Origin of the sequence: Ditibartonella apihabitans, assembly GCF_002007485.1 — a bacterium.
GTDB lineage: Bacteria > Pseudomonadota > Alphaproteobacteria > Rhizobiales > Rhizobiaceae > Bartonella > Bartonella apihabitans.
The window spans coordinates 189,006-212,797 of sequence record NZ_CP015820.1 but is presented as its reverse complement, the minus strand read 5'-3'; the positions used below and the strand labels follow the sequence as shown (position 1 = coordinate 212,797).

The window sequence follows — 23,792 nt, the reverse complement described above, 5'->3', positions numbered from 1 at the left end:
TAATTATTTTGCCAATGATTTCGATTGTCTGCGGGCAAGAGGCTCGCCGATCAATTTCGTATAGAAGGCAGCTCCCACGCATCCTCCGATGACGGGCGCAATAAGCGGAACGAGAAAATATGGAATTTCCCTATTTCCTGTCATAACGCCATTGCCCCAACCGGCGAAATAAGCAAAGAGGCGGGGCCCAAAATCACGTGCGGCATTCATTGCAAATCCTGTCAGCGGACCAAAAGCACCGCCAAGCACAGCAACCAGTATACCGACAAGAAATGCAACCAAGGCACCACGCGGCAAACCGTTGCCATCATCACTCAAACCTAAAATCACCGCCACCAAGACAGCCGTGATAAAAAATTCTGTCATAAAGGCTTGTGAGAGAGTGATGTGGGGATTTGGAAAAGTGGTAAAAACACCGGCTGTATCAAGTGTTTTTGCCGAGAAGAGATTATAGTAAAGTCCATAGACAACGGCGGCTGCAACAAACGCACCCAAAAATTGCGAAATGATATAAGGCAATATTTTTTGTTTTGGAAATTTTGCAAAGAAAGCCAGTGCAAAAGTGACCGAAGGATTGAGGTGAGCCCCCGAAACACCCCCTGTCAGATAGGCTGCAAGTGCAACAGCCAACCCCCAGATAATGCTGATTTCCCATTGTCCGTAAGCGGCGCCGGCCAATTTCAATCCTGCAACGCACCCCATTCCGAGGGCCAGAAACAAAAATGTGCCGGCAAATTCCGCAACGCATTCATCACGTAAAGTATTCACATCAGACATGTTTTCTCCCCTGGTTTGCAGTCTGACCAGCTTTACTTCAGTAGACGGCGAACCTTTTAGATAGTTTTATGTTTTTCAAGGTATTGTCTTAAAGCTTCTTTTTCTTCGTCATTAAAATAGAGGCCCAGTTTCGAACGACGCCACAAGACATCGTCGACATCCTTTGCCCATTCTTCACGCATCATCCATTGAACCTCGGCCTCATAAAGGCCGTGTCCAAAATGTTGTCCCTTGTCTTTTTTGCCATTGTCAAAAATTTCCAGGGCTTCTGTGCCGTAGTTTCTTGCCAGACGGCGATGGGTTTTTGCATCGAGATCGGGCAAAATACTGGCAACTCTCGCTTCCATGACTGAAAGCGAATCATGCGGGAAATCGCCACCCGGAAGGCTGACTTCGGCAGTCCATGCAGGTTTGCGCTTACCCAAAGCTTTTTCGATAAAGACCAGAGCGTCTTCCGACAATTTACGGAACGTGGTGATTTTGCCGCCAAATGCATTCAGCATGACAGCACCATCATTTTCCCGCATTTCTTTCAAAACATAATCGCGCGTTGCTTCCTGTGCTTTTGAAGCACCGTCGTCATAAAGCGGGCGAACACCCGAATAAGCCCAAACGATAGAATCGCGCAAAACCGGTTTGGTGAAATATTCGCTTGCAGCCGAACAGATATAATCAATCTCTTCGTCACTGATATGAACCTTCGCCGGATCACCTTTATAATCGCAGTCGGTTGTTCCAATCAGCGTAAAATCTTCCTGATAAGGAATGGCAAAAACAATTCTTCCATCCTTGTTCTGGAAAATAAAAGCGCGGTCATGTTGATAAAGTTTTGGCACAACAATGTGCGACCCTTTAACCAGACGAACCGGCGGGTGGCCTTTAAAGCCCAAAGCATCCTGCAAGACGTGATTAATCCATGGGCCCGCCATATTTGCAAGATAATCGGCAGTAACTGTCCACTCTTCACCATTCAATTTGTTTTTAAGGCCGATTTTCCATTTCTTGCCATCGGCTTTAAGCGAGACAACTTCGGTGCGCACCATGATGTCTGCGCCCAGTCTTGCCGCATGACGGGCATTGGCAACAACCAGACGCGCATCATCAACACGGGCATCGGAATATTCGAACCCTTTGACGAAACCGGGTTTCAGAGATTCACTATATTCTTTGGTAAGATCAAGAACCTTGGTCCGCCACAATTCCTGATGACGGCTTCCCAGATGATCGTAAATGAATAAACCCAAACGCAGCATCCATGCAGGACGCAATCCTTTGTTATAAGGCAGTATAAAGCGCAAAGGACGAACGAGATGAGGTGCCATGTGCCAGATCACCTCACGTTCCATCAATGCTTCTCTGACCAGACGGAAGGCATATTGTTCGAGATAGCGCAAACCACCATGAATAAGCTTGGTAGAGGCACTGGACGTACCTGACGCAAGATCATTCATTTCCGCCAGACCGACGGAATAGCCACGGCCAACAGCATCGCGGGCGACACCACAACCGTTGACGCCACCACCTATAACAAAAAGATCATAGTGTTTTTCTTTTTTCATTTAATCGACTTTCGACAAGGATGGTTTTTGTTTTTTAAAAGATAGAATATGGAAGAAAACAAATGTCAACTGTAAAGCGAATAAATCACAACATGCGCCAGGTTAGAAGAAATCCATTGTTGATCGGGATCAAAAAACGAAAATTTAATGTCGTAAAAATGCTTTTTATCAACTTCCGGTTTTATACAGTATCGTAATTTCCTCGATAATGGCCAACTCATTCGGGAAAAACCGCATTCCAATCAAGTAAAAAATTATGAGCCTTAAAGAATTGAAGAAAGGGCGTTTCCCGTTCTACCCAACGGAAAAACCTGCACCAAACCAATGAGGCACTAAAAACCGCAATGGCGGTTTAACAGTTTTTTAAAATTTAACCAAAAAATTCCAGTGCCAAAAAAATTCCGGAGCCAAAAATTCCGGAGCCAAAAATTCCAGAGAATCGTATTTTAATCCGGAATATGGATGACCATCCCCGATAGAAAAGCCTCGATTTTTTAGTGACGCAAGAAACACATATTGATCAGGAACGATTATGAGCCGTGTCTCGGCCATTTCTAGCTCCGATCACCTGAAGCGCAGAAAACGTCTATTCGCTTTCAACCGGCGACATCAAGACAAAGCGTCCCGTTTTTTAAAGTACTCGTTATTTTTATGAAAAAGACAAAATCTGTTTTCGGTCGGGAGGGGCATATTTGGCTCGAAAATATTTCAAAAATAACAGTATTAAAGGCTATTTTTATATTCGAATATCAAAAATTCGAAAGAGAATAGCCGGTTTTATACGACTAGTTTCTTTCGACATCGACCGATAAAATGAAGGGGCAAATAAGCTTTGCCCCCTCACTTTTTTTATAGAAATTCTTCTCTCGACCCTTAAGATCAAGAAAAATTACTGGCGCAATGTCGCTCCGGTCGATTTCGCAACATTATCGATAATTTTTTTCGCCAGAGCTTCAATATCTTCATCTGTCAAAGTGCGTTCATGCGGCTGGATTGCCACTTCGATCGCAATCGATTTCTTGTCTTCACCAAGGCTCGCCCCCTCGAAGACATCAAATATCTCGACAGACTGGATAAGCTTTTTATCGGCACCGCTTGCCGCACGAATGACCGTGGCAGCATTCACAGATTTATCCATAACAAAAGCAAAATCGCGCCGTATCATCTGATATGGCGACAGCACCAAAGGCGGGCGTGTTTTGGTTGCCTTCTTGCGCGGTTCGGGAATACGGTCAATATAGACTTCAAAACCGCACAATGGTCCGGCTACATCGAGTTCCTCAAGCGTATCGGGGTGGAATTCGCCAAACGTACCAAGAATAATCTTCGGCCCCAATTTGATAACGCCCGAACGCCCCGGATGATACCATTCAGGCGCACCCGCTTCTATCTGCACCTTTGAAGCATCAAGCCCGCAAGCGTCGAGCACACAAAGTGCATCGGCCTTGGCATCAAAAACATCGACCGGTTTGGCAGAACCGGCCCAAAAACGTCCTGAACCATCAAGCTTGTAAGTACCACGGCGGATACCACCAGCAACGCGCCTTTGTTTCTCGGGCGTATTGCCTTCAAAGGTTGCCGAGATCTCAAATAGGCCGAGATCGGGAAAGCCACGGTCGGCATTACGCTGGGCAGCTGCAATCAGTCCCGGAAGCAGTGAAGGACGCATATCCGACATATCGGCAGCAATCGGGTTCAATAGCTTCAATTCAGGCTTGCCGCCGCCAAATGCTTTGGCCTGTTTTTCCGAAATGAAAGACCATGTGATTGCTTCCATCAATCCGCGAGAAGCCAGAGCACGACGTGCGGAACGCTGCCTTATCTGTATTGTGGTAAGAATTTGCCCGCTTACAGAAGACGGCCGTTCCAATGGTTCCGGCTTGATATTGTTCAGCCCATGGATACGCATAACTTCTTCAACAAGATCAGCCTTGCCATCAATATCGGGACGCCATGTTGGCACTGTTACCGTGACAACATCACCTTTACCCTCCACAACAAAGCCGAGGTGCTGCAATATGGTTTTTGCCGCTTCATGGCTTAATTCCAGACCGGTCAAACGTTTGATTTCGGCAAACGGGAACTTAATTACTTTTTGTTCAACGCTCTTTTCCCCGATAATATGGGCTTTTGAAGGCTTGCCACCACAGAGTTTCATGGCCATCTCGGTGGCAAAGGCAAGTCCCGGTTCCATAAATTCCGGATCGACACCGCGTTCAAAACGATAACGTGCATCCGAAACAATGCCAAAAGAGCGCCCTGTCGCCGCAACATTGCGCGGGTCCCACAAAGCCGATTCAATGATAACATTTTTCGTGTTTTCATCGCATCCTGTTGCCTCGCCGCCCATTATGCCACCGATAGATTCAACACCATTGTCATCGGCAATAACGCAATTATCCGGCCCCAATTCATATTCCTTGCCGTTAAGGGCAAGGAGTTTATCACCCTTGCGCCCACGACGGACGGTGAGCTTTCCTTTTACCTTATCGGCATCAAAAACATGGAGCGGACGGCCGAGATCAACCGTGATGTAATTGGTCATATCGACAAGTGCATTGATCGGGCGCAACCCGATAGCAGTGAGACGGCGTTGCATCCATTTGGGTGACTGGACATTGTTAACATCGCGAATTTCACGCCATGAAAAGCCGAGACACAAAGGTGCGGCGTCACCAAAATCGAGCGACACTGTGACCGATGGCTCTCCTTCGCCGGAAATAGAAGGAACTTGAAGCGGCTTCAATTTGCCGATGCCACTTGCTGCAAGATCGCGGGCAATGCCATAAACACCTGTACAATCCGGCCGGTTCGGCGTGAGGCCGACATCAATAAGCGGGTCGTTCAGACCATAAAAGGCTGCAAATGATTTGCCGACAGGTGCATCGGAGCCGAGTTCGATAATGCCGTTATGTTCATTTGAAAGTTCAAGCTCGCGTTCGGAACACATCATGCCGAAACTTTCGACACCACGGATTTTTCCGACCGACAATGTGACATCAAGCCCCGGAATATAAGCTCCCGGAGGAGCGAAAACCCCGATCAACCCCGCCTTAGCATTAGGAGCACCACAAACCACCTGAAGTGGCTTATTCTCCCCCGTATCGACAGTCAAAATCTGCAAATGATCGGAATCGGGATGTTTTTTGGCTGTCAAAACTTTGGCAATTACAAAAACTTCAAAGCTTTTGCGGTCATCGACGCTATCAACCTCAAGGCCTATATCGGTAAGCCGGTCACAAATCTCGCCGAGCGATGCGTCTGTCTCCAGATGATCTTTCAACCAGGACAAAGTAAATTTCATTGTTCAAAACCTCTTTTCAAAACGCAAGACGCGGGTGTGAGTTTATGAATTGCTGAGACCGCCAAAAAGCGTCGGCACATCAAGCGGACGGAAACCGTAATGTTGGATCCAGCGTATATCGGCATCAAAAAATGCCCGCAAATCCGGCATGCCATATTTCAACATAGCGATACGGTCGATTCCCATGCCCCAGGCAAAGCCCTGATATTCATCCGGATCGAAGCCGACATTTTTCAACACATTCGGGTGCACCATGCCGCAGCCCAATATTTCGAGCCAGTCATTGCCCTCGCCGAATTTTACTTCTGTACCGGAGCGGTCACATTGAATATCGACTTCCATAGACGGTTCGGTGAAAGGAAAGAACGAAGGGCGAAAACGCATCTTCAACGAAGGTACTTCAAAAAACGCCTTACAGAATTCTTCATGCACCCACATAATATTGGCAATGGTCGACTTTTTATCGACAACCAGCCCTTCTACCTGATGGAACATCGGCGAATGGGTGGCATCCGAATCCATACGATAGGTTTTTCCCGGAATGATAATGCGAATTGGGGGTTTTTGTTTTTCCATCGTACGAACCTGAACAGGCGATGTATGCGTGCGCAAAAGCCGCTTTTCACCTTTCTCGTCGGGATTGAAAAAGAAGGTATCATGCATTTCGCGGGCAGGATGGCCTTCCGGAAAATTGAGTGCGGTAAAGTTATAATAATCGGTCTCGATATCCGGCCCTTCGGCAATGGAAAAGCCCATATCGGCGTAAATGGCGGTAATCTCGTCAATCACCTGAGAAATAGGGTGGATACGACCACGCGCTTCAGGGGAAAGGCGAACCGGCAATGTAACATCGACTGTTTCGTTTTTGAGCCGCGCCTCCGTTGCTGCCCGCTTCAATGCCGTACGTTTTTCGCCCAAAAGCTCTAAAACCCGATTTTTCAAACCGTTTATCACCGGTCCGGCTTTCTGGCGCTCTTCTGCGCTCATACCACCAAGGCTTTTAAGTTTTTCCGAAACACTACCCTTTTTACCGAGGGCGCTGACACGCACTGCTTCCAGTGCCTGCTCGTCTTGTGCAGCGTCGATTGCCGCACAGATTTCTTTTTCCAGACTATCAATGTCGTTCATGTCTTTGCCTGTTCTTTAAAGTGGATGTCTGTTTTTCAAATTGGAAGAAAGAAACTCCGTAGCGCTTAACATACGTTTGCCATCACCACCAAGATAAATAAACCTGGCCAACTTCAACGGAGTAATAAAAATAGAAAAAAACCGGACAATTTTTTCAAGTTGTTTCAAGGTTTCAGGGGAAACCTGCTTTTTCCACGCCTCGAAAGCCACATGATCGGTTTTATTTTTTTCAAGCGATTGTGCCGACACTTGAAAAAATAACAACCACGCATCACGCGCCTGCGCTGTGGGAATTGGCATCACGGCTTCCGGCTCTTCCTCGAAATCGAAAAAACCCAGCTCATTTCCTGCCATAAACATATCACGCGGATGCGGCCTGCCGTGGACAAGTCCGGCGTGATGTACTTTGCCCAAAGCTTCACCGCATTGAATCAATAATTTCTCGTATGCCTCGCCATCGTTCTTTTTTAAAAAATCAAGGCGTTTTTGCACCGTTTGGCCAACATCGGAAATCATCAAAGCCGGTCCATCAACAGCTAGAATTTCAGGAACAGCGATACCTGCCTTCCTGAACTTTTCAATTTTGCGTATTTCCTGCCCGTTCATGGCGAGAGCGTCACGCAATGGCGAAGATTTCATAAAAGCTGCCGGTAATAAAAACGATAAACTGCCATGAAGCCGCTTGCCCCACGGACGCTTTTCGATTCCCTGCCGCTTGATCCAGACCTTTTTGCCATCGCGCATGACGCTGGCAATGCGCTTGCCCTCACAAGATTGAAAAAGCTTCTTGTCAGTATCGCTCAGCGGCTTGGATATGAAAGGATTTATCTCGCTCATAACGCCTCAAAAACAAAAACCCGCAACCGGCTTAAACCAGTGCGGGTTCCGAAAGAATGTTCTGTTTTTTAAAGGAACGCGACCGGCTTACTTGACGGCGCCTTCAAAAGCATTCGGTGTGGTTTTCTTCAAATATTCCAATGCCTTTTTTGCCGAAGCAACAAGCTTGGAGAATGTTGCGGGCTCATGAATAGCAATATCTGAAAGAACCTTGCGGTCGATCTCGATTCCTGCCTTGGCAAGACCGTCAATAAAACGGCCATAGGTCAAGCCCTCAAGACGGACAGCCGCATTGATACGCTGGATCCACAATGCGCGGAAACTGCGCTTGCGATTCTTGCGATCGCGATAGGCATATTGCCGTGAACGGTCGACAGCAGCTTTGGCTGTACGGATCGTATTTTTACGACGTCCGTAGAAACCTTCAGCAAGTTTAATAACTTTTTTGTGTTTGGCGTGTGCAGTTACGCCGCGTTTTACGCGTGCCATGTCATAATCTCCTTAAGAGCTAACTTTTAAAGGCCGTTCGGCAAATAGTTTTTGATGATTTTCTTGGCGTCGGGTGCACCAAGAACCATGGTGCCACGTGCATCACGCAAAAACTGGTTGGAACGTTTGATCATGCCATGCTGCTTGCCTGCGGCAGCTGCCTTGATTTTGCCTGTAGCAGTAATTTTGAACCGCTTTTTGGCAGCCGATTTGGTCTTCATTTTGGGCATTTTGCTTCTCCATTGTTGTGATCGATGTTCGTACTGACCAAAGTACGAACAAGCATAAAAGTCGTCACGGCATGCCCTGCCGGACGGCTTGAACTGGGTTCTCATAAAACAGAGCCTAAAAAATAGCAAGCAGACTTTTATGTAAAATACTTTTTTCATGGCGCAAAAGCCAGTCTTTACGCCATAAACCGCCACCATAACCGGTAAGCGTCCCATCTGCACCGATCACCCTATGACAGGGGATGATAATTGCAATCTGGTTTTGCCCGTTTGCCCGCGCCACAGCCCGCATGGCTGTCGGTCTATCCAAAGCGCGCGCCAATTCACTGTAAGAGCGTGTTTCTCCCGCCGGTATTTTGCGCAAAGCCTCCCAGACAAGAGGTGCAAAGCCACCAGAAACTTTGGCAAGCGGTGTTTCAAAACGGCAGCGTTTTCCTTGATAATAATCGGCCAACTCGGTTTCTACCTTGTCGATCACCGCGGTTCTTTCAAAACTGATGGAAGAGCGGGTGACTGCTTGCAATTTTTTCAGTTCCGTCAACAGCCCCTTGCGGTCGAAAAACTCCAAGAGATGCAAGACATGTTGGTCACTGACAGCAAGCATTTCGCCTATCGGCGTTTCAATCCACGTCGCTTTTAAAAGAGTGCGGTTTTGTATGGCTTTTGGTGGATGACCGATAAGCTTGAGAATTGCTTCACGAAAGCCACTACCCGAATCGTAACCGGCGGAAAGTTGTGCTTCAATCACCGGCTGACCATGGGAAAGCAGCGCTGCACCACGGCTTGCTCTTTTCAAGCGCGCAAATTCGAGAAATGTCATGCCTATCTGGCGCTTGAAAATGCGCCGCACCGTGGAAGGGTCAAATCCCATCCGTACAATATCGTCTTCCGACCATATGTGATCGGGATTTTCATCAAGTCTTGCCATCAAATTACGAAAAAGCGGATCAACGTGACCACCTGCTTCGAGCGGATGGCATTTTAGACATGGCCGATAGCCCTGTTCGAGACATGCAGCCGCACTATCACAAAAAAAGACGTTTTCCCGCTTGGGCTTTCGCGCCGGACATGACAGACGACAAAAAATACCTGTCGTTGTCACGCAAACAAAGACATGCCCGTCATAGGAGCGATCACGGTTGATCAGAGCTTCATAAAGCTGATCTGTATTATTGGTTAGAAGTGTCATGGCCATTTATATAAGCCCAAAAAAAGCAATTGTGCGCCGGAAATCGGGCGGCCATTTTTATAAAATTTACCCCCCAAAACCAGCCAAGGCTGGCTTTTATTTCGTTGGCATTTCCAACAATTCCGATAAAACTATAGAGATAATATATTTTTTTGTCTTTAATTTCATCTGCTATAAAGATTACCGCAAACAGGATTAATCTTTTTTGCCATTAAACCGGAACCGGAGCACCATTGCCTTTCACTTCAACAAGCGGTGCGGGAATAGAATTTGTTTTAATGGCTGCCTTGCAAATATCGGCGATAATACAATGCACACAATCCGGTTTACGGGCTTTACAGATGTAACGCCCATGTAAAATCAACCAATGATGGGCGTGGGCCATATATTTTTCGGGTATTATTTTGACAAGTTTCTTTTCTACCTCTTCAGGCGTTTTTCCCGGTGCCAGTTCTGTCCGGTTACAAAACCGGAAAATATGGGTGTCAACGGCCATGGTCGGCTGGTTGAAAGCAACATTAAGCACAACATTTGCAGTTTTGCGCCCGACACCTGGGAGTGCCATCAACGCTTCTCTCGTATCAGGCACTTTGCCGGCATATTTTTCGTTCAATATTTTGGAAAGCGCATAGACGTTTTTGGCTTTTGCCCGCCACAGGCCGATCGTGCGGATATAGCGGGCAATGCCGTCTTCTCCGAGAGCAGCCATTTTTTCGGGCGTATCGGCAACAGCAAAAAGCGGCTTTGTTGCTTTATTCACGCTTGCGTCTGTCGCTTGTGCCGACAAAACCACCGCCACAAGCAAAGTGAACGGACTTTCATAGACAAGATCGCTTCTCGGATTTGGTCGCTGAACCGAAAAACGGCGAAAAATTTCTTTGATTTCCTCGGCTTTATAAGCAGTTCCCGCTATTTTCCTAACTTTTGACCTTTCAGCCTTCACACCCGTCATTCGCTTTTAAAAACCTGTCTTGAACTTCGATCTTGAAATTTCCATATAACAGCTAAAGACAGAAAATGCCAAAACGGGTTTTCTGTTCAATAGTCGCTTCGAAGAGGACTACCTTATGACACGCATGACACCTTTTTCCAACCCGTTGCTGTTAGGCTTCGAAACAATGGAAAAAACGCTCGACCGTTTGAATAAATCGGGCGATGGCTATCCTCCTTATAACATTGTGCGTTTGTCCGGTGAGGAACCAAATGAACGACTGCGAATTACATTGGCAGTTGCCGGTTTCACTCCGGAAAACCTTGATGTTACGGTAGAGGATAATCAGCTTATTATCCGCGGTCGGCAAACTGACGATGAGGAGTTCGAATATCTCCACAGAGGTATTGCCTCTCGCCAATTCCAGCGGGCTTTTGTGCTGGCAGATGGAATAAAGGTAGGGGCTGCGGAGCTCAAAAACGGCTTACTTTCAATAGATCTTGAAAGACCGGCTCCCGAGAAGCGCGTCAAACGCATTACGATCAGTGCCATAGACGACGAGTAATGCGACAGGAGAAGAAAATGAAAAACGAAAAATCTTTGTCCATGCAGGAATTTGCTTTGCTCGGTGAGGGCGAAATCGCCTATCTGCGCAAAATTCGTACCGATGAATTAAGTAAGAAATTTCCGAATATGCCACCAATGACACCAGGCATTTCTTTATGGGCCTTATTCGGAGCCGGTGGCGAACCGATTATTCTTTCCGATGTCCGTGCCAAGGCTCTGGAAGGTGCAAATGATCAGGAATTAAGGACAGTAACCTTACAATAATCTACAAAAGGACGTTTGCTTGAATTAAACTTGTTTTTCAAGTCAACTCCTTCGTCATAAAAATCGGGTATTATCGACCATCAACATTTTTCCTTCAGAAATTGATGAGGGAACAAGGCGCGACAGATAATACCCGAAGATCTGTAATCAAAACCTACCCGTTTTCAAATTCCCGACACTTAAAAATTCGGAAAGAAAATCTATTATCTTGTAAAATTATATTTAAGATTATCATCGTGACGATTTTTCGCTTTGTTGATTATCATTCACATGAATGGATAACAGGACAATTCTAATCTGATAAAAAAATTTACAATTGTCAACAATATCTTTTATATACTTTCCTAAACTATATTTTCTATATTTTTATGAAAAATATAGAAAATATGTTTTATTAATATTATCATATTAGAAATTTTCAGTATATTATTATTGATAATTTTATTGCTAATAACGAATTTTTACAAATTTTTCATCGTTCATATAATTTTATTTAAATTACGTTTTTTAAACAATTGTTCGATAAGCTCGTATTAAATCAGAACAATCAGCATTCTTGAGAATTTTATTGAATTGAATGAAACAAGTTTTATAATTTGTCTTGTGAATGTTAGTGCAACGGGGATAATTTTGCGAAAGCAGGCAGTCATAGTTTTTGTTATTTTTTCATTTTTCGGGGGACTTGCGCTATTTGTGTGTCGTTGCCTGACGAACTATTTTCTATATTCCCGTTTTTTCAATGATCGCTTCCTTTTGGCGATGATGGAAAATTTCAACAGTTTTGTGGCATTCGGTCTGTTTCTTGCTGAAAATCTTTTGTTTGCCGCAATCTTTTCAATTTTTCCGACAGTCTATCTCTACCAGTTGAAAAAGCTGCCGCTCGTTTTTGTTATTACCTATGCCGGTGTCATCTATCTCGTTGCAGCAACCGGTATAGCTTTCTATCTTAACCTCGCTCGCGTTACGCTGCCTCTTGGCTCTATTCTGGTTTATGTTTTGCTTACACCGTTCCTTTATGTCATTATACCGATCGGTTTTGTCTATCTCGTCTATTGTATTTATTGGCTTGCACAGACCGAAACGAAAACCTAAAGTCATCTCACAATTCGATGACTTGTGAGCGTTATGACAAATCATAATAAAACACCCCTTTATAGCTACCCCATGCGGGGCTTCGGTATTATTACAATTTTTCTGTTGCTTGGGCCGGCCGTGCAGACAATTGCCGGAGTTTATCTTCTTCATCATTGGGTTGGCGGCACAAATCTGCTCGTAGAGATTTTTGATGTTTTCGGTAACGAAGTGCGTCCGAGATTTTTATCGGGTTATTCCTATTACATGCCTTCGGTATTTTTAAGCGGTGTATTTTGTTCTCTTCCCCCCTCACGAGGACTGGGGCTGTCACTTTCAGCATCCATTTGGCGCACCATTCTTGTCAGTTTATGCGTGGAAATATTCTATATTGTTATGTCGCAGATTGTTATTTCTGAGCCAAATATAGAGCCTATAACAAGTGAAGATATTCTTCGCAGGCTCTCTTATGGTTTCATCCAATGGATATTTGTCGGCTGGGTTTGCTGGATTCTTGCAACCGGGTTCAGACTTGATAAACCGGTCGAGCAATAATATTGCAGGCTTTAACCGCTTTATCTAAAAAACGGCATGAATCCCAGTCAATGCAGCAGACAAATTCAATTGAACAGACAAGGCCGAATTCAGGAAAAACCTGAAAAGAGCGTAGAGTTTCGTAAACATTAAAACCGCTGCACTGTTTTTTATAACCAAGTGATTTTAATTCTAAAATAACGTTATATTATTCCTGCTTTGCCGGAACAGAGAAAAGGATATTTATCTTGCTACGCGAAAAAACCGACAAAAAATTCAGGCCGGTCGGTTTTCTGCAGGCCCGTTTTCTCCAAGCTATACTTGTCGTTCTTGCAGCTCTCGTCATTTTGCCCACGGCATGGTCATTTTTCTTCCTGCTTCTTGGCGGGTGGTTCAAGACATTCGGTTTTTCCCTGACCATAGCCTTTTTCAGGCCTTATCAAATCTACTTGCCAAGTTTTATCACCGCATGTCTGATTGCATTTATTTTGGGATTGAGAAGCGCAAGCTGGGGAAGTATTTCACTCAAATTTTCGTTAATTACCTCGGTTTTGATGGCACTTTTTTTCGATGGCACCATTCGCATTATGAAGCTGTCTTTTCCTCAGTTACTTTCGTCTGTCGGCATTTCCAATGAATCCTTTCCCTATTGGATGGCCGCCTGGTTTTTTGCCGGAGGATTGTTCTGGATAATACTGAACATGAGTGGCCTTACCAGACGCTACAAAGAGGAAGAACGTGCGCGGCTTGTTGATGCCATGAAGCTCACCGTTATTTATGCAATTTATGGACCAGTGCTTTATATCATCGTCACATTATGGGTCATGGTGGGGGATGATTTGAGTTATCTTGGAGCTCGCGGGATGATATCCGGAAAAATAAACACTGCAGGACTTATGCTTGTAAGCCTTACCATCTTTTGTGGTGTCCGGAAATTACGTCTCTATGGTACGCTCACCTGGCGTTGGCTCTTTGCTGTAACAATCGCAATTTCCTTAAGTTTCTGGATTGTCGACAGTATATTTGTCTCCAAATCCGATTGGCAGCAAACCGGTCTTTATATTTTGGCCGTTTATCTTTTGACAGCTATCAGCCTCACTGTGATCGGTGGCGGTTTGTTATGTTTATCGGGTGTTCCTTTTAACGGCAAAAGTCTTAAAACTACAATTCGGCCAAATCCGCGTTATCATCTTGGAAGCAGAGTTTATTTCGCTTTATTCGTTTTTTTCATCTTTTTTATTTCTGCCCCACCTCTTTGGCAATCAGGAACAATTTTATGGCGGGCATTGCTTTTTTCTTTTCCACCTGCCTCTTTTTTTACTGCAAATCTTTCCTTTGCTTATCTTGATGCCGGTATTGTTTTTGCCGGATGCGTCGCAATCATCGCATTTATCAAACGTGAAATCGATTTCAATTCGATATTTTTGTCCGCACTTATTTGCGCTTTCTGTAGTTTATTTCTACCGGTGAGCTATCTCGGCGTGAATTTCGGCATTTTCTTCGACTTTATTGGTTGGTCAATGCTGCTTCTGGCCCCTTGTTCGGCTTTCGGCTATTATATTCTAAGCCTTTGTAAACAGGTTGTCCGGTCGTCAAATTTCCCCCGTAAATTGCCGTAATCAGGATGTCCTCAAAAACGGTTGACGACGTGTTTCCACATTCAATCCTGTTTATCAATTGCCAAAGTCATGTCTATTCCGGCTAAGGACTAGAGATATTTCCCGAAATTGACCGTTTAAGGTACAAATTTTCGGGCAAAACTATGTATAGTTGTAAACTTGACCGCATTTTTGTTTATCAAAGCCCAATTCACACGACTCATATGCCCGACACATTGCAGAACACCGGTACCAGTGGTACAAATTAACCGAAAATTAATATTTCCGGGTGGAGTGTTCTTTATGAAACCTGTCGTGGCTGCGGTTTTTATGTGTCTTACTTTGTGCTCTCTCGCCTTTGGTCAGGAGAACCAAAATAACGACAAGGCAACCGATACTCCTTCCGGATCAACACCGGTTGAAAATAATCAGGCATCCGAAAATCTGTCGCCAACAAAAACACAATGAGCGAACCGCCGGGCAGGCCGATGGTCTTTACACTTCGCAAAGTCGATGACGGTCAGTGCCCGACATGCAGATGGATTAGTGCGGAAGGTAATATTGTTTCCGATACACCATCCCAATTCACTCATTTTCTTGAGGAAAACAAGCTTGATGACCCCCTCTCGACAAAAAACGGATTGTTGGTTTCATTTCACTCTGATGGAGGAGATATTCTTGCTGCAATTGCACTGGGACGGGAAATCAGAAAACACAATTTCGATACAACCATTGCCGAGACGATTGATAAACCGGTCAATGTTATAAAGGTCGAAAACCAGAATCCGGAGAAATCTCCCGATCAAAATTCCGAAAAAACTGGAAATGAAAACAATAATTCCGGTTTAGCAGCTAACACCATCAAAAGCACCTCTGAACGAATCGAAGGAATATGTCGGGAAGCCTGTCTATGGGCTTTTCTGGGAGGGAGAGCGCGTAATGTCGGAAATGGAAAACTGGAATTGCGGACCTACCGGCCGCCACTCGACGGGGCTGGAACAAGTTCCGGTCAAGAGGTCAGTGTACGTCAGCAACAACTGGCCGATATTGCTTATATAGCAGATTATTCACAAGAGATGGGTTTTGATCCCCTCATTGCCTTTTTAAACTGGGATAATGCCAATTCTCATGTTTTTTCTGCCGAGGAAATCCGGATTTATAACATCGATTTTTCTCCCGATGTTATCGGGAAATGGCAACTCGCTCCGACAGCAGATGCACTTGTTGCAATAGCAATAAGCAATGATAAAAAAACATCAGCGCGGCTTTATTGTGATAGCCATAAAACAACATTTCTGGAAATAAGCGGACCAACGCGGTTTACTGCTGAAAACTTCCAGAATTACCAGCAGACTGTCTCGACTTTAACAATTTGGGGAATGTCTGTTGCTATGAACCGGATGCAGGTCAACCTTTCGGAAGGGCGTGTGGTCTATACGATCGAACTCCCTAAAACGTCATTGCAAGACTGGCATGTCGATGTACCTTATCTAAAAGGCGAAAATGTTCCTGAAACTCTGGATGGAATTGCCAATGTAGAGTTTTCCGATATGCCGGGTCTTAAACAAGCTGCACGATTTGTTATGGCCAATTGTCCTTCTTCATTGCGCTGATCAGACTTTCATTTTTCCAGTTTGAAAAAGACTTCCAAAATAGCGAAGGGTACGAAAATACCGAGCAGAAAAAATACAATGCAAACAGGTAGAGAATTCAAAATTTCGCCTAGCCAGCTTGTCTCGCTAACCGTGCCTTGCGAAAGCATAAACATTTCTGCCAAGGTTGTCAGATGTCCGACACCGGTTTTTACATAAACAATAAAATCCGACAAACCATATAGTCCTGCAATAATAAAGAGCGGAACACAAACGAAGAGTGCAGTCAGGCAAATAGCGTTTTCTTTTTTGTCACGACGGCCATTTTCCTGATCCGGGTCATCATAAATGACCGGATGACCAAAATTATCATTATCATAGATATCAAGTTTGACCATTTCCATTCACCTCGCAACATCGATAATATCTTTTTAAACGACCAAACTTGCGCGAAGGTGGAGACATGAAAAAGCGGCCGGTAATTTTACCGGCCGCTTGGAAATAAATAGGCGAATTTTAATTCTATAAATATGTGGTCATTGACAACTCTTTTCTTTGTCGATGATCACATTTTACCGTCTGCCTGTTCAATAGCAACTGAACAGCAGCTTCTCTATAACAGTACTTTTTAGTGCTTTTTATGTTGAGAAACGGCTTTTTTGTGATGAGCATTAACTTTCTTATGATGGACTACCGCTTTTTTATGATGGTAGACAACATGTTGCTGTGTATAGGCTGGTGCCAAAGACATCTTGGATACACCAAGAGCGAGGTTCAAACCTTCATGGGCATCAACGCTCAATGGTTGAAGTGTAAGTCCGTTTGCCGGACCAAATCCGAGAAGCTGGCTGCCAGCGCCGGCTGCAAGACTGATGCTCGAACCGACACCACCATAATTACCGGCAAGAGAACCGTTTGAGTGGGCATTCGGGGAGGTTGCAAGAACCCACCATGTCATTTTTGTGCGTCCCGTTACACCCAAATCAAGACCATAATTTTCGATACGACCAACATAATGATCATTGATCGAATGTCCACTTATCGGAATAAACTCGCAATTGAGTTCTTTTGAAGAACTTACAAACTGCCCGATTCCGCCCTTGCTATCGCAAGTGAGCGTACCCGAAACCAGACCGGTTGCACCGGCTTGTGTTTGTAAAGACAATAATGCAGTGGCCGCAAAGGCCAAAGATGTTAAAACTGTTCTTTGATATTTCATCTTTCACGTTCCTTCCTAAAACGCTTAACTCGTTCAAAACCAAAAAGTTCCAAAACGGAGTTCCGATGCAAATATAGGGTATTAAGCGCAGAAACTGAAATAGTTTAATAAATTATTACATATCTGTGAAGTCGCAGCTATTTTGATTATAAAACCACATTTTCGGATAAAAAAACCCGGTCTTTCGACCGGGCGTAAATTTAGTGCTTTAATAAAGTTTCATCACTGAGAATGCAGCGATGTCTGATATACCGCTTACGGATGTGGTTCTGCCGGAGGTTCCGGAGCATCCGGACCTTTCGGACCTTCAGGCCCGTCTTTTGGTCCCGGATGTGGCAACGCATAGCGTTCCAACTTGTTCAATTGATCAGCGTCCAATACTTTGCGTAGTTCTTCGGCTGCTGTTTTGAATTTTTTGGCTTTTTCCGCCCGATCAATGGCTCTATCGGCAATGGGTTCACCAAAAATAGGTTTCACAGCATCGGGAGCAGGTTTTACATCGGGAGCGGGCGGCGGCGGAAGCGTAACATCAACCAAATCGACAAGACTGGACGTATATTTGCGCCAGGCATCCAACTGGTTCGAGCGAATTCCCAAAGCCGTTTCCATTGCCGAAAGTTTCTCGGCCATGTGCAATCCTGCGTGTGGTCCTTTGAAATGTTCCGGCCCTCTTGGCCCCTTCGGGCCTTCGGCTTCCGGCCCCTTGTGATGAGGCGGCTTTGGCTGATGTTCACCATGAGCTGGCGGCGGTGTTGGAGCAGCCAGAGCAGAAGAAATAAAAGCCGGTGCAAGCATTGACGAAGCAAACACTGACGCAAGCAGTATTTTTTTCAATTTAATACTCCCTTTACAAATGAATAAAATAACATGTCCTTATGACAAGTTTGTACAAGTAACTAACTGAACTTATAATAAGGCAAAATTTCGATAAAAAAAGATCCTTTAGTCTGAACTTTATTAAATCTTAGTAATGTTCCGGTAAAAACCACTTTTCTAAAACAAATAATATGCGTTTCACTGCTTGATTCTGGCGATATCCTCTTTGGGGATTTTGTGGTCGACCACCTGTTTGCGGTGGAAAATAAAAAGTCCCGCAAAAATGATGATTGCTGCCCCGATAATAATGTAGCGATCGGGATAATTGTCGAAAAATACAATCCCGAAAATAATGCCCCAAAGCAAAAGTGTATACTGCAAAGGAGCAAGCACAGATGCAGGCGAAAGTTTTAATGAACGGGCGATTAAAAGATGGCCACAGCAAGACACGATGCCCAAAAGTGCCATAGCCCCCCACTGCAACATTGTCGGTTCGACCCAATGATTGATTGTCAAAACCAGTCCGACAAGAAGTGCACCGATTGTTTGCCACGTAACAAGGACAGTATCGGTGACATCTTTTAAAACACGGCTCAAAACGATAACCATTGAAAAGCCGAAACTGCCGAGAAGCGCAAAGATTGATGGCCATGAAAGCATCGCCGATGAAGGACGAAGCGCAATGATAACGCCGATAAAGCCTACAAAGATTGCAAGCCAGCGACGCCAACCAATACGCTCGTTCAGGAAAAAGTGCGAAACGGCTGCGACATAGATCGGTCCTGCCATATAAAATGTCACGACATCTGCAAGAGGCAAATAAGCGACGGCTGCATAAAACAGCCCCGTATCCATTGTAGCGAAAATCACCCGCAGCAAAATAAGAAACGGTTTTTTGGGCTTGAACAAATTTTGTGTCGTGACGGTGGTAAGCATTGGCCCCAGAACGAGGAATGCACCAATCGAACGCAACATCAAAACCTGACCAACAGAAAATGTTGCAACCAGCCATTTACCCATGGCATCATTGGCCGCGAACATGAAGTCACCCAACAGCATTAACAACATGCCGATGAGGACAATGTGATCAGACATTTTTACCGCTTTAAACCAGTTCATAAAACAGTCTCACGAAGCCAAATTATCTAAAGAATCGCAGTTCAGAAACGAGGATTGACAGATAAGTCAAATTTTGTCCATTGCAATCTCTTCCACTATAAAAAGTAGTGAAACTGCTAACCGGATAAAACGGCCACGCCTTTTAAAAAAACACCCTTTTAAAAAACTTTGCCAAGCGGGTTAAGCCGCTTACGTTGCCCCTATCGGGTTGTGTTTCACCATAAAGCCCGAAGATGGCAAAGACGTAAAACACTTTTGCGCTTTATATAGTGATACCATCATCAATTGTTACTATTTGTCTCCGGTTGCAATAAAAATGACGATAGCGTTTTAGAATTGCACCCGCGCGTATAACAAAATTATAGTAAATATGAAGAGACCGCTTTATAACGGTCTTATGACTGTCAGGAAATAATAGCTGACACGTCGTTTGAAAATCGAAAACTACGGCGCAGATTCCGGCTTTAAAAATTGGGAGAAAAAATTGGCCGATAAAAAACTCGAAGAAACCCATCTTATCAGTGATGTCAAACTTCCCAATGATGAAAAAAGCCTTAAATCTATCATCAATGAGGCGAATGGCCGAATTACAGTTTGGGAAGGTGGGGTGTTTATTCCTCTTGCCTTTCTGGTATTGGGAATTGCGCTTACTGGCACTGCCTATCAGAATTTTCAAATAGGAAAGATGATGACAACGGTCATTCTTGGTGCCTTGGCACTTTTGTTATTTGTCATTCTGATCCGCACGATGATGCGTCGCCGTATCCCCTATATGGTATTGGCGCCGGAAGGATTGGAAACCACCGTATTCAAAACGCCTGTGCCATGGCGCGGAATAACAGATTTCCAGATCAATTCTTCAAAAAGCAATTCGATGAACATCGCCGTCGGTATGGAATTTGTTATAGACGACAGATTTTTACCTGAAGAAAATGCAAAATGTCGTGGCGGCTCCTATTATGACAAGGCAAAAAAGAAATTGATGATTTCCGGTTTCAATTTCCGGCTTGAAACCAATCGGGATAAATTAATCAACGAGCTTGATATATATCGCAATGCAGCTCTCGCCCGTCATAAACTTGAAATGAAAAAATATAAATGATTGCGGAAAAGTTTTTCCCGCGTCAAGCACAAAGAAAAGGCGCATGATCCTGTTTGGTCATGCGCCCATTTTTTACCCGATTTTATAACAATAGGCCAAATCCCGTTTTTAAGGATAACAGCACAGTATTTCTTATCTAACGGCGCCCGCAACGGCGCAATTGCTGGTCATAACGGCGAGCCATCTGATCTGTTCTTTCTGCGGCTGACAAAATAGCACTGCTTGCTCTTCCGCCTGTACGGGCATAAGCGCTATGGCCCATATAATAATTAAGATAAAGAGCATAAGCGTTATTCGGGTTGATGCCATTCAGCCTTACGCTTTGACTGTGATACCAGCCAATAAAATCCGCAGCATCGGCAAAATTGGTACGCTTTGCACCACGGTTGCCTGTCGCACGGATATAATGTTCCCAAGTCCCGTCAAGAGCCTGCGAATAACCATAGGCGGAAGAGCGACGTTTCCATGGAATAAACCCGAACAATTTTTTTCTGGGAGGACGTGCATTATGCTTATAGCCCGATTCGGTATTCATCGTTGCCATGATAATCGGCATCGGAATGCCATAACGGCTTTCAGCTTTTTTGGCCGATTTCTCCCAGTTATTGAAGAAACCATCCTTTTGGTCAAAGACGGCGCAAACATTATTTGTATGTGTGGGGGCCTTTGATGCACAACCGGCCAGCACCGCTACAAGCGCCACGAGAAACACTATGCGCTTCATGATCAATACCTCTTTTTAATTGGTAAAGATATAATGTTCCTCTTAACAGATTATTAAGATGTTCATTAACCATGATTTCAAGTTTTCTCCCGTTTACGTGTTAACGAGCGGCGATTGCAACCTTTTGTTTAGACTTGAAAAAGAGAATTGAACTCAATTTTATTCATTCCGAGGTCATTTCTCATGTACTGCTTAAGTCGAAAATTTCGTTCCAATTGGTTGGGAGCCACGGCACTGGCAGGAAGTTTAGGAATTAGCATTTTTTCCCTGACAGCTATCCAACCGGTTATGGCACAATCGATTTATCTGTCCGGTGGCGGCGGCGGTGGCGGGTCGCTAACCGGAAATGGTGGTTATGGTGCAGGTGCTCTTATTAGCGCGGAAAAGCCTGATATTCGCGGTCATGGTGGCCAAGGTTCGGGCGAGAATGGTGGCGCTGGTGGTGCTGGTGGTGCAGACGATGCAAGCAACAGTGATAAGATAGCCGGAAAAAACACGTTGACTGACGATCAGAAAAATGCGCTCGATGGCTTCAACGTTGGCGATATCGCGTCAGGTAAAGAATTCAATGGCAATAATGGCGGCCTAGGAGCAAATGTCGAGGCCAATATTGAGAAGGATATCAGTATAGAAAATATTATTCTTGAGGCCGGCGATGGAGGAAATCCTGCTTTATTACCAGAAGACCAGTCAGGAACTGTTGGAGCTGGTGGAACAGGAGGGTACGTGCACCTAAGGGGTTCCAACAAAAAAATCACGGTTACGAAAAGTATAAGTATTACAAGTGGAAAAGCGGGCGGCAACGATCCGAACAAAAATAACGCCGGTGGTATTGAATTCTTGGCGGGATCTGTAATTGTCGGCGGTGAGGATGTCTCTATCAACCTCACACGCCAAGACGGCGAGTTCAAGTTTGAAACCAAACAATTAGACGCGAGCAACGGTAATCTCACACTTAATCTTGATAACACCCAATCTCGGCCCTCAAATAGTAACACGGGTGTGACATTCGGTAATGTGACAATCGGTATGGGCCGCAAAGTCACAATCACAGGAAATGGCGAATATTCTATTTCGTCACTGACAATCGGAAAAAGGGTAACCGATCCCGATAGCGAAAATATCAGCAGTAGCGATTTTATAAATCCTGCAAAATTTTCGATTGAAAACGATCTCACTTTAGGCCCAAATTCGAACTTAATTTTCTATCTGCCTGAAAACGTTCAAAATGGCGATTCCTTATTGAGGATGACAGGTAATGGCAAAGTTGCAATCAATAATGCCGCAGTCGTGCTGAAACTTGCCGGCGCCGATTTGCGCCGTTTAAGCCCGGGTGATCAGATCAGATTGATTGAAGGCGATGTTGTAGGAATTTCCAAAACTACAGAAGCGAGTGTCTCGAACGGCGCTAAAAATTGGAACTTTGATATTTCGACAGAGAGAGAAAATCTGGTTGCTTCGCTTAAAGGAAACAAGGCACCCGAAAATAACGGCGAGGGAACCGATCAAGGTAACAATGCCGGCAATAATAATGGTGATAACAATAAGCCCGACCTTATCGGAAAAGATGACGGAAAAGGCAACATCTATACCGACAACCATGGTGCAGTAACCATTAACCGTGCCAAAGCCAATGCTTATTTCCAAAGCAATGCTGCCGCACTTAATGCCCTTAATTATGGTGCTGACCAGATTGCATCAATTGATGACTATGTTTTGCCGATGGATGTCAAAAAATTTGGCGAAACTGTTGAAGGGGTAGCTTTTTTACAAGGTAGCGGTTTCAGACAAAAAGTAGAAACCGGAAGCCATATCAAGAATGACGGTTATCATTTGATGGGCGGCGCCGGTATCCGTTACCATGAAGATCAAGGCAATCTTCTTGCGACTGTCTTTGTCGAGCATGGAGACGGCGACTATGATACCTATCATCAAAGCATTCATGGAAAAGGTGACTTCAGCTACACGGGTGCCGGTCTTTACGCGAAACAAACCTGGGATAATGGCTGGTTTATCGACGGGTCGGGACGCGGTGGACGTGTCAAACGGGATTTCAAGAGCGGCGACATCGTGAATGGCCGCTTCGACGATAAAAGCTCGAACTATTACGGTTTCCATATTGGCGGTGGTAAAGAACTCGAAATTTCGCCTGACAACAAACTTACTTTGAACGGCCGTTTATTGTGGACACGAATTGAAGATTTTAGCACCGTAACAAAAGCTGACGAACATTTAGGCTTCGACAGTGCCAACTCCGTGCGCACACATTTGGGAGCACGTGTCGACCATAAAGTAACGCAAGAAGCAAAGCTTTATGCAGGTGCCGCCTGGGAACAGGAACTTGATGGCGAGATCGAAGGTAAACTCGACAGCTATCGCGTTGACAAGCCTGACTTCAGCGGGGCAAGTGCCGTCTTTGAAGTTGGCGGCAAATACGAGCAAAATCAGGGTATGCAAGGCTGGGTTGCCAATGCCGGTGTTAAAGGCGTTGCCGGTAAACGTGACGAAATTTCCGGTAAAGTCGGTATTGGTTACCGCTGGTAACACTTTCATCCGGCGTTCGTGAATAAAATACGAGGTTGCGGCAGAGATTTCGCTGTCTATGCCGCAACCTTTTCATGCAACCTTCTAATGCAGCCTTTCCATGTGGCCTTTTAATATCGCCGCAATACGCGTCACTGTTAATATGTCAGTGGCGAACGGGGCGAAATATCTCTCTATATTGATTTTTGAACTCTGGCA

The 23,792-nt window shown here is 44.8% G+C and carries 23 protein-coding genes; 9 read left to right on the top strand and 14 right to left on the bottom strand.

What is annotated here, in order from left to right; all coding sequences use genetic code 11:
* Positions 1-3: 3 nt before the first annotated feature.
* The 9 genes from BBC0178_RS00950 to nth all read right to left on the bottom strand — a co-directional run bounded on the left by BBC0178_RS00950 (position 4) and on the right by nth (position 10,465).
* Entirely contained in the window at positions 4-777 is a 774-nt protein-coding gene (locus tag BBC0178_RS00950; RefSeq protein ID WP_078038880.1) for an MIP/aquaporin family protein, read from the bottom strand.
* 56 nt (positions 778-833) lie between these two features.
* Positions 834-2,336 carry a glycerol-3-phosphate dehydrogenase gene (gene glpD, locus BBC0178_RS00945; protein WP_078038879.1) on the bottom strand — a complete coding sequence of 501 codons (1,503 nt, stop codon included), beginning with the start codon at positions 2,334-2,336 and terminating at the stop codon, positions 834-836.
* Between the two features lie 889 nt (positions 2,337-3,225).
* Positions 3,226-5,640: a phenylalanine--tRNA ligase subunit beta gene (pheT, locus tag BBC0178_RS00935; RefSeq protein WP_078038877.1), complete on the bottom strand. Its 2,415-nt coding sequence runs from the start codon at positions 5,638-5,640 to the stop codon at positions 3,226-3,228.
* A 42-nt stretch (positions 5,641-5,682) separates the two neighbouring features.
* Entirely contained in the window at positions 5,683-6,768 is a 1,086-nt protein-coding gene (gene pheS, locus BBC0178_RS00930; RefSeq protein WP_078038876.1) for a phenylalanine--tRNA ligase subunit alpha, read from the bottom strand.
* A gap of 15 nt (positions 6,769-6,783) precedes the next feature.
* The gene (locus BBC0178_RS00925; protein ID WP_078038875.1) at positions 6,784-7,605 is read right to left on the bottom strand and encodes a BUD32 family EKC/KEOPS complex subunit; all 822 of its coding nucleotides are present in this window, start codon (positions 7,603-7,605) and stop codon (positions 6,784-6,786) included.
* 87 nt (positions 7,606-7,692) lie between these two features.
* Entirely contained in the window at positions 7,693-8,094 is a 402-nt protein-coding gene (gene rplT, locus BBC0178_RS00920) for a 50S ribosomal protein L20 (protein WP_075869652.1), read from the bottom strand.
* A gap of 26 nt (positions 8,095-8,120) precedes the next feature.
* The gene (gene rpmI / locus BBC0178_RS00915) at positions 8,121-8,324 is read right to left on the bottom strand and encodes a 50S ribosomal protein L35 (protein WP_075869939.1); all 204 of its coding nucleotides are present in this window, start codon (positions 8,322-8,324) and stop codon (positions 8,121-8,123) included.
* A gap of 115 nt (positions 8,325-8,439) precedes the next feature.
* On the bottom strand, positions 8,440-9,513 hold the full coding sequence (locus BBC0178_RS00910; RefSeq protein ID WP_078038874.1) for a bifunctional transcriptional activator/DNA repair enzyme AdaA: 1,074 nt from the start codon (positions 9,511-9,513) through the stop codon (positions 8,440-8,442).
* Between the two features lie 211 nt (positions 9,514-9,724).
* On the bottom strand, positions 9,725-10,465 hold the full coding sequence (gene nth, locus BBC0178_RS00900; RefSeq protein ID WP_078038872.1) for an endonuclease III: 741 nt from the start codon (positions 10,463-10,465) through the stop codon (positions 9,725-9,727).
* A 115-nt stretch (positions 10,466-10,580) separates the two neighbouring features.
* Here nth and BBC0178_RS00895 point away from each other — a divergent pair, with 115 nt between their 5' ends.
* From BBC0178_RS00895 to BBC0178_RS00870, 7 genes are all read left to right on the top strand, one after another.
* Positions 10,581-11,009, top strand: coding sequence for an Hsp20 family protein (locus tag BBC0178_RS00895; protein ID WP_078038871.1), 429 nt, complete (start codon positions 10,581-10,583; stop codon positions 11,007-11,009).
* 17 nt (positions 11,010-11,026) lie between these two features.
* Positions 11,027-11,275 carry a BQ00720 family protein gene (locus BBC0178_RS00890; protein ID WP_077969936.1) on the top strand — a complete coding sequence of 83 codons (249 nt, stop codon included), beginning with the start codon at positions 11,027-11,029 and terminating at the stop codon, positions 11,273-11,275.
* A gap of 759 nt (positions 11,276-12,034) precedes the next feature.
* Complete coding sequence (locus BBC0178_RS00885; protein WP_149867392.1) at positions 12,035-12,367, top strand: hypothetical protein; 333 nt, start codon at positions 12,035-12,037, stop codon at positions 12,365-12,367.
* A gap of 33 nt (positions 12,368-12,400) precedes the next feature.
* Entirely contained in the window at positions 12,401-12,901 is a 501-nt protein-coding gene (locus BBC0178_RS00880; protein ID WP_077969932.1) for a hypothetical protein, read from the top strand.
* A gap of 227 nt (positions 12,902-13,128) precedes the next feature.
* Positions 13,129-14,499 carry a hypothetical protein gene (locus tag BBC0178_RS00875; RefSeq protein ID WP_078038869.1) on the top strand — a complete coding sequence of 457 codons (1,371 nt, stop codon included), beginning with the start codon at positions 13,129-13,131 and terminating at the stop codon, positions 14,497-14,499.
* A 282-nt stretch (positions 14,500-14,781) separates the two neighbouring features.
* The gene (locus tag BBC0178_RS11785) at positions 14,782-14,946 is read left to right on the top strand and encodes a hypothetical protein (protein WP_188317748.1); all 165 of its coding nucleotides are present in this window, start codon (positions 14,782-14,784) and stop codon (positions 14,944-14,946) included.
* 20 nt (positions 14,947-14,966) lie between these two features.
* Positions 14,967-16,091, top strand: a complete 1,125-nt coding sequence (locus BBC0178_RS00870) for a hypothetical protein (RefSeq protein ID WP_149867391.1) — start codon at positions 14,967-14,969, stop codon at positions 16,089-16,091.
* 8 nt (positions 16,092-16,099) lie between these two features.
* On the opposite strand, the gene BBC0178_RS00865 is transcribed toward BBC0178_RS00870, so the two are convergent.
* The 4 genes from BBC0178_RS00865 to BBC0178_RS00850 form a co-directional block, all read right to left on the bottom strand.
* The gene (locus BBC0178_RS00865; protein WP_149867390.1) at positions 16,100-16,468 is read right to left on the bottom strand and encodes a hypothetical protein; all 369 of its coding nucleotides are present in this window, start codon (positions 16,466-16,468) and stop codon (positions 16,100-16,102) included.
* Between the two features lie 230 nt (positions 16,469-16,698).
* Positions 16,699-17,289, bottom strand: coding sequence for a DUF992 domain-containing protein (locus tag BBC0178_RS00860; protein ID WP_077969926.1), 591 nt, complete (start codon positions 17,287-17,289; stop codon positions 16,699-16,701).
* A gap of 255 nt (positions 17,290-17,544) precedes the next feature.
* Entirely contained in the window at positions 17,545-18,123 is a 579-nt protein-coding gene (locus tag BBC0178_RS00855) for a hypothetical protein (RefSeq protein WP_078038866.1), read from the bottom strand.
* 180 nt (positions 18,124-18,303) lie between these two features.
* Positions 18,304-19,224 carry a DMT family transporter gene (locus BBC0178_RS00850; protein WP_078038865.1) on the bottom strand — a complete coding sequence of 307 codons (921 nt, stop codon included), beginning with the start codon at positions 19,222-19,224 and terminating at the stop codon, positions 18,304-18,306.
* A 484-nt stretch (positions 19,225-19,708) separates the two neighbouring features.
* Between BBC0178_RS00850 and BBC0178_RS00845 the strand changes: the two genes are divergently transcribed.
* On the top strand, positions 19,709-20,326 hold the full coding sequence (locus BBC0178_RS00845) for a hypothetical protein (protein ID WP_078040289.1): 618 nt from the start codon (positions 19,709-19,711) through the stop codon (positions 20,324-20,326).
* A gap of 136 nt (positions 20,327-20,462) precedes the next feature.
* Here the strand turns inward: BBC0178_RS00845 and BBC0178_RS00840 are convergent, their stop codons facing one another.
* The gene (locus BBC0178_RS00840; RefSeq protein WP_077969920.1) at positions 20,463-21,050 is read right to left on the bottom strand and encodes a transglycosylase SLT domain-containing protein; all 588 of its coding nucleotides are present in this window, start codon (positions 21,048-21,050) and stop codon (positions 20,463-20,465) included.
* A 183-nt stretch (positions 21,051-21,233) separates the two neighbouring features.
* Between BBC0178_RS00840 and BBC0178_RS00835 the strand changes: the two genes are divergently transcribed.
* Positions 21,234-23,594: an autotransporter outer membrane beta-barrel domain-containing protein gene (locus BBC0178_RS00835; protein ID WP_149867389.1), complete on the top strand. Its 2,361-nt coding sequence runs from the start codon at positions 21,234-21,236 to the stop codon at positions 23,592-23,594.
* Positions 23,595-23,792: the final 198 nt, after the last annotated feature.

Bases quoted from the DNA above. Each gene is read 5' to 3' on its own strand.
- BBC0178_RS00895 (WP_078038871.1), top strand. From the start codon at position 10,581: ATGACACGCATGACACCTTTTTCCAACCCGTTGCTGTTAGGCTTCGAA.
- BBC0178_RS00885 (WP_149867392.1), top strand. From the start codon at position 12,035: ATGATGGAAAATTTCAACAGTTTTGTGGCATTCGGTCTGTTTCTTGCT.
- BBC0178_RS00865 (WP_149867390.1), bottom strand. From the start codon at position 16,468: ATGGTCAAACTTGATATCTATGATAATGATAATTTTGGTCATCCGGTC.
- glpD (WP_078038879.1), bottom strand. From the start codon at position 2,336: ATGAAAAAAGAAAAACACTATGATCTTTTTGTTATAGGTGGTGGCGTC.
- BBC0178_RS00835 (WP_149867389.1), top strand. From the start codon at position 21,234: ATGTACTGCTTAAGTCGAAAATTTCGTTCCAATTGGTTGGGAGCCACG.
- BBC0178_RS00890 (WP_077969936.1), top strand. From the start codon at position 11,027: ATGAAAAACGAAAAATCTTTGTCCATGCAGGAATTTGCTTTGCTCGGT.
- BBC0178_RS00910 (WP_078038874.1), bottom strand. From the start codon at position 9,513: ATGACACTTCTAACCAATAATACAGATCAGCTTTATGAAGCTCTGATC.
- BBC0178_RS00870 (WP_149867391.1), top strand. From the start codon at position 14,967: ATGGTCTTTACACTTCGCAAAGTCGATGACGGTCAGTGCCCGACATGC.
- rplT (WP_075869652.1), bottom strand. From the start codon at position 8,094: ATGGCACGCGTAAAACGCGGCGTAACTGCACACGCCAAACACAAAAAA.
- BBC0178_RS11785 (WP_188317748.1), top strand. From the start codon at position 14,782: ATGAAACCTGTCGTGGCTGCGGTTTTTATGTGTCTTACTTTGTGCTCT.
- BBC0178_RS00925 (WP_078038875.1), bottom strand. From the start codon at position 7,605: ATGAGCGAGATAAATCCTTTCATATCCAAGCCGCTGAGCGATACTGAC.
- nth (WP_078038872.1), bottom strand. From the start codon at position 10,465: ATGACGGGTGTGAAGGCTGAAAGGTCAAAAGTTAGGAAAATAGCGGGA.
- rpmI (WP_075869939.1), bottom strand. From the start codon at position 8,324: ATGCCCAAAATGAAGACCAAATCGGCTGCCAAAAAGCGGTTCAAAATT.
- BBC0178_RS00850 (WP_078038865.1), bottom strand. From the start codon at position 19,224: ATGAACTGGTTTAAAGCGGTAAAAATGTCTGATCACATTGTCCTCATC.
- BBC0178_RS00950 (WP_078038880.1), bottom strand. From the start codon at position 777: ATGTCTGATGTGAATACTTTACGTGATGAATGCGTTGCGGAATTTGCC.
- BBC0178_RS00860 (WP_077969926.1), bottom strand. From the start codon at position 17,289: ATGAAATATCAAAGAACAGTTTTAACATCTTTGGCCTTTGCGGCCACT.
- pheS (WP_078038876.1), bottom strand. From the start codon at position 6,768: ATGAACGACATTGATAGTCTGGAAAAAGAAATCTGTGCGGCAATCGAC.
- BBC0178_RS00880 (WP_077969932.1), top strand. From the start codon at position 12,401: ATGACAAATCATAATAAAACACCCCTTTATAGCTACCCCATGCGGGGC.
- pheT (WP_078038877.1), bottom strand. From the start codon at position 5,640: ATGAAATTTACTTTGTCCTGGTTGAAAGATCATCTGGAGACAGACGCA.
- BBC0178_RS00840 (WP_077969920.1), bottom strand. From the start codon at position 21,050: ATGAAGCGCATAGTGTTTCTCGTGGCGCTTGTAGCGGTGCTGGCCGGT.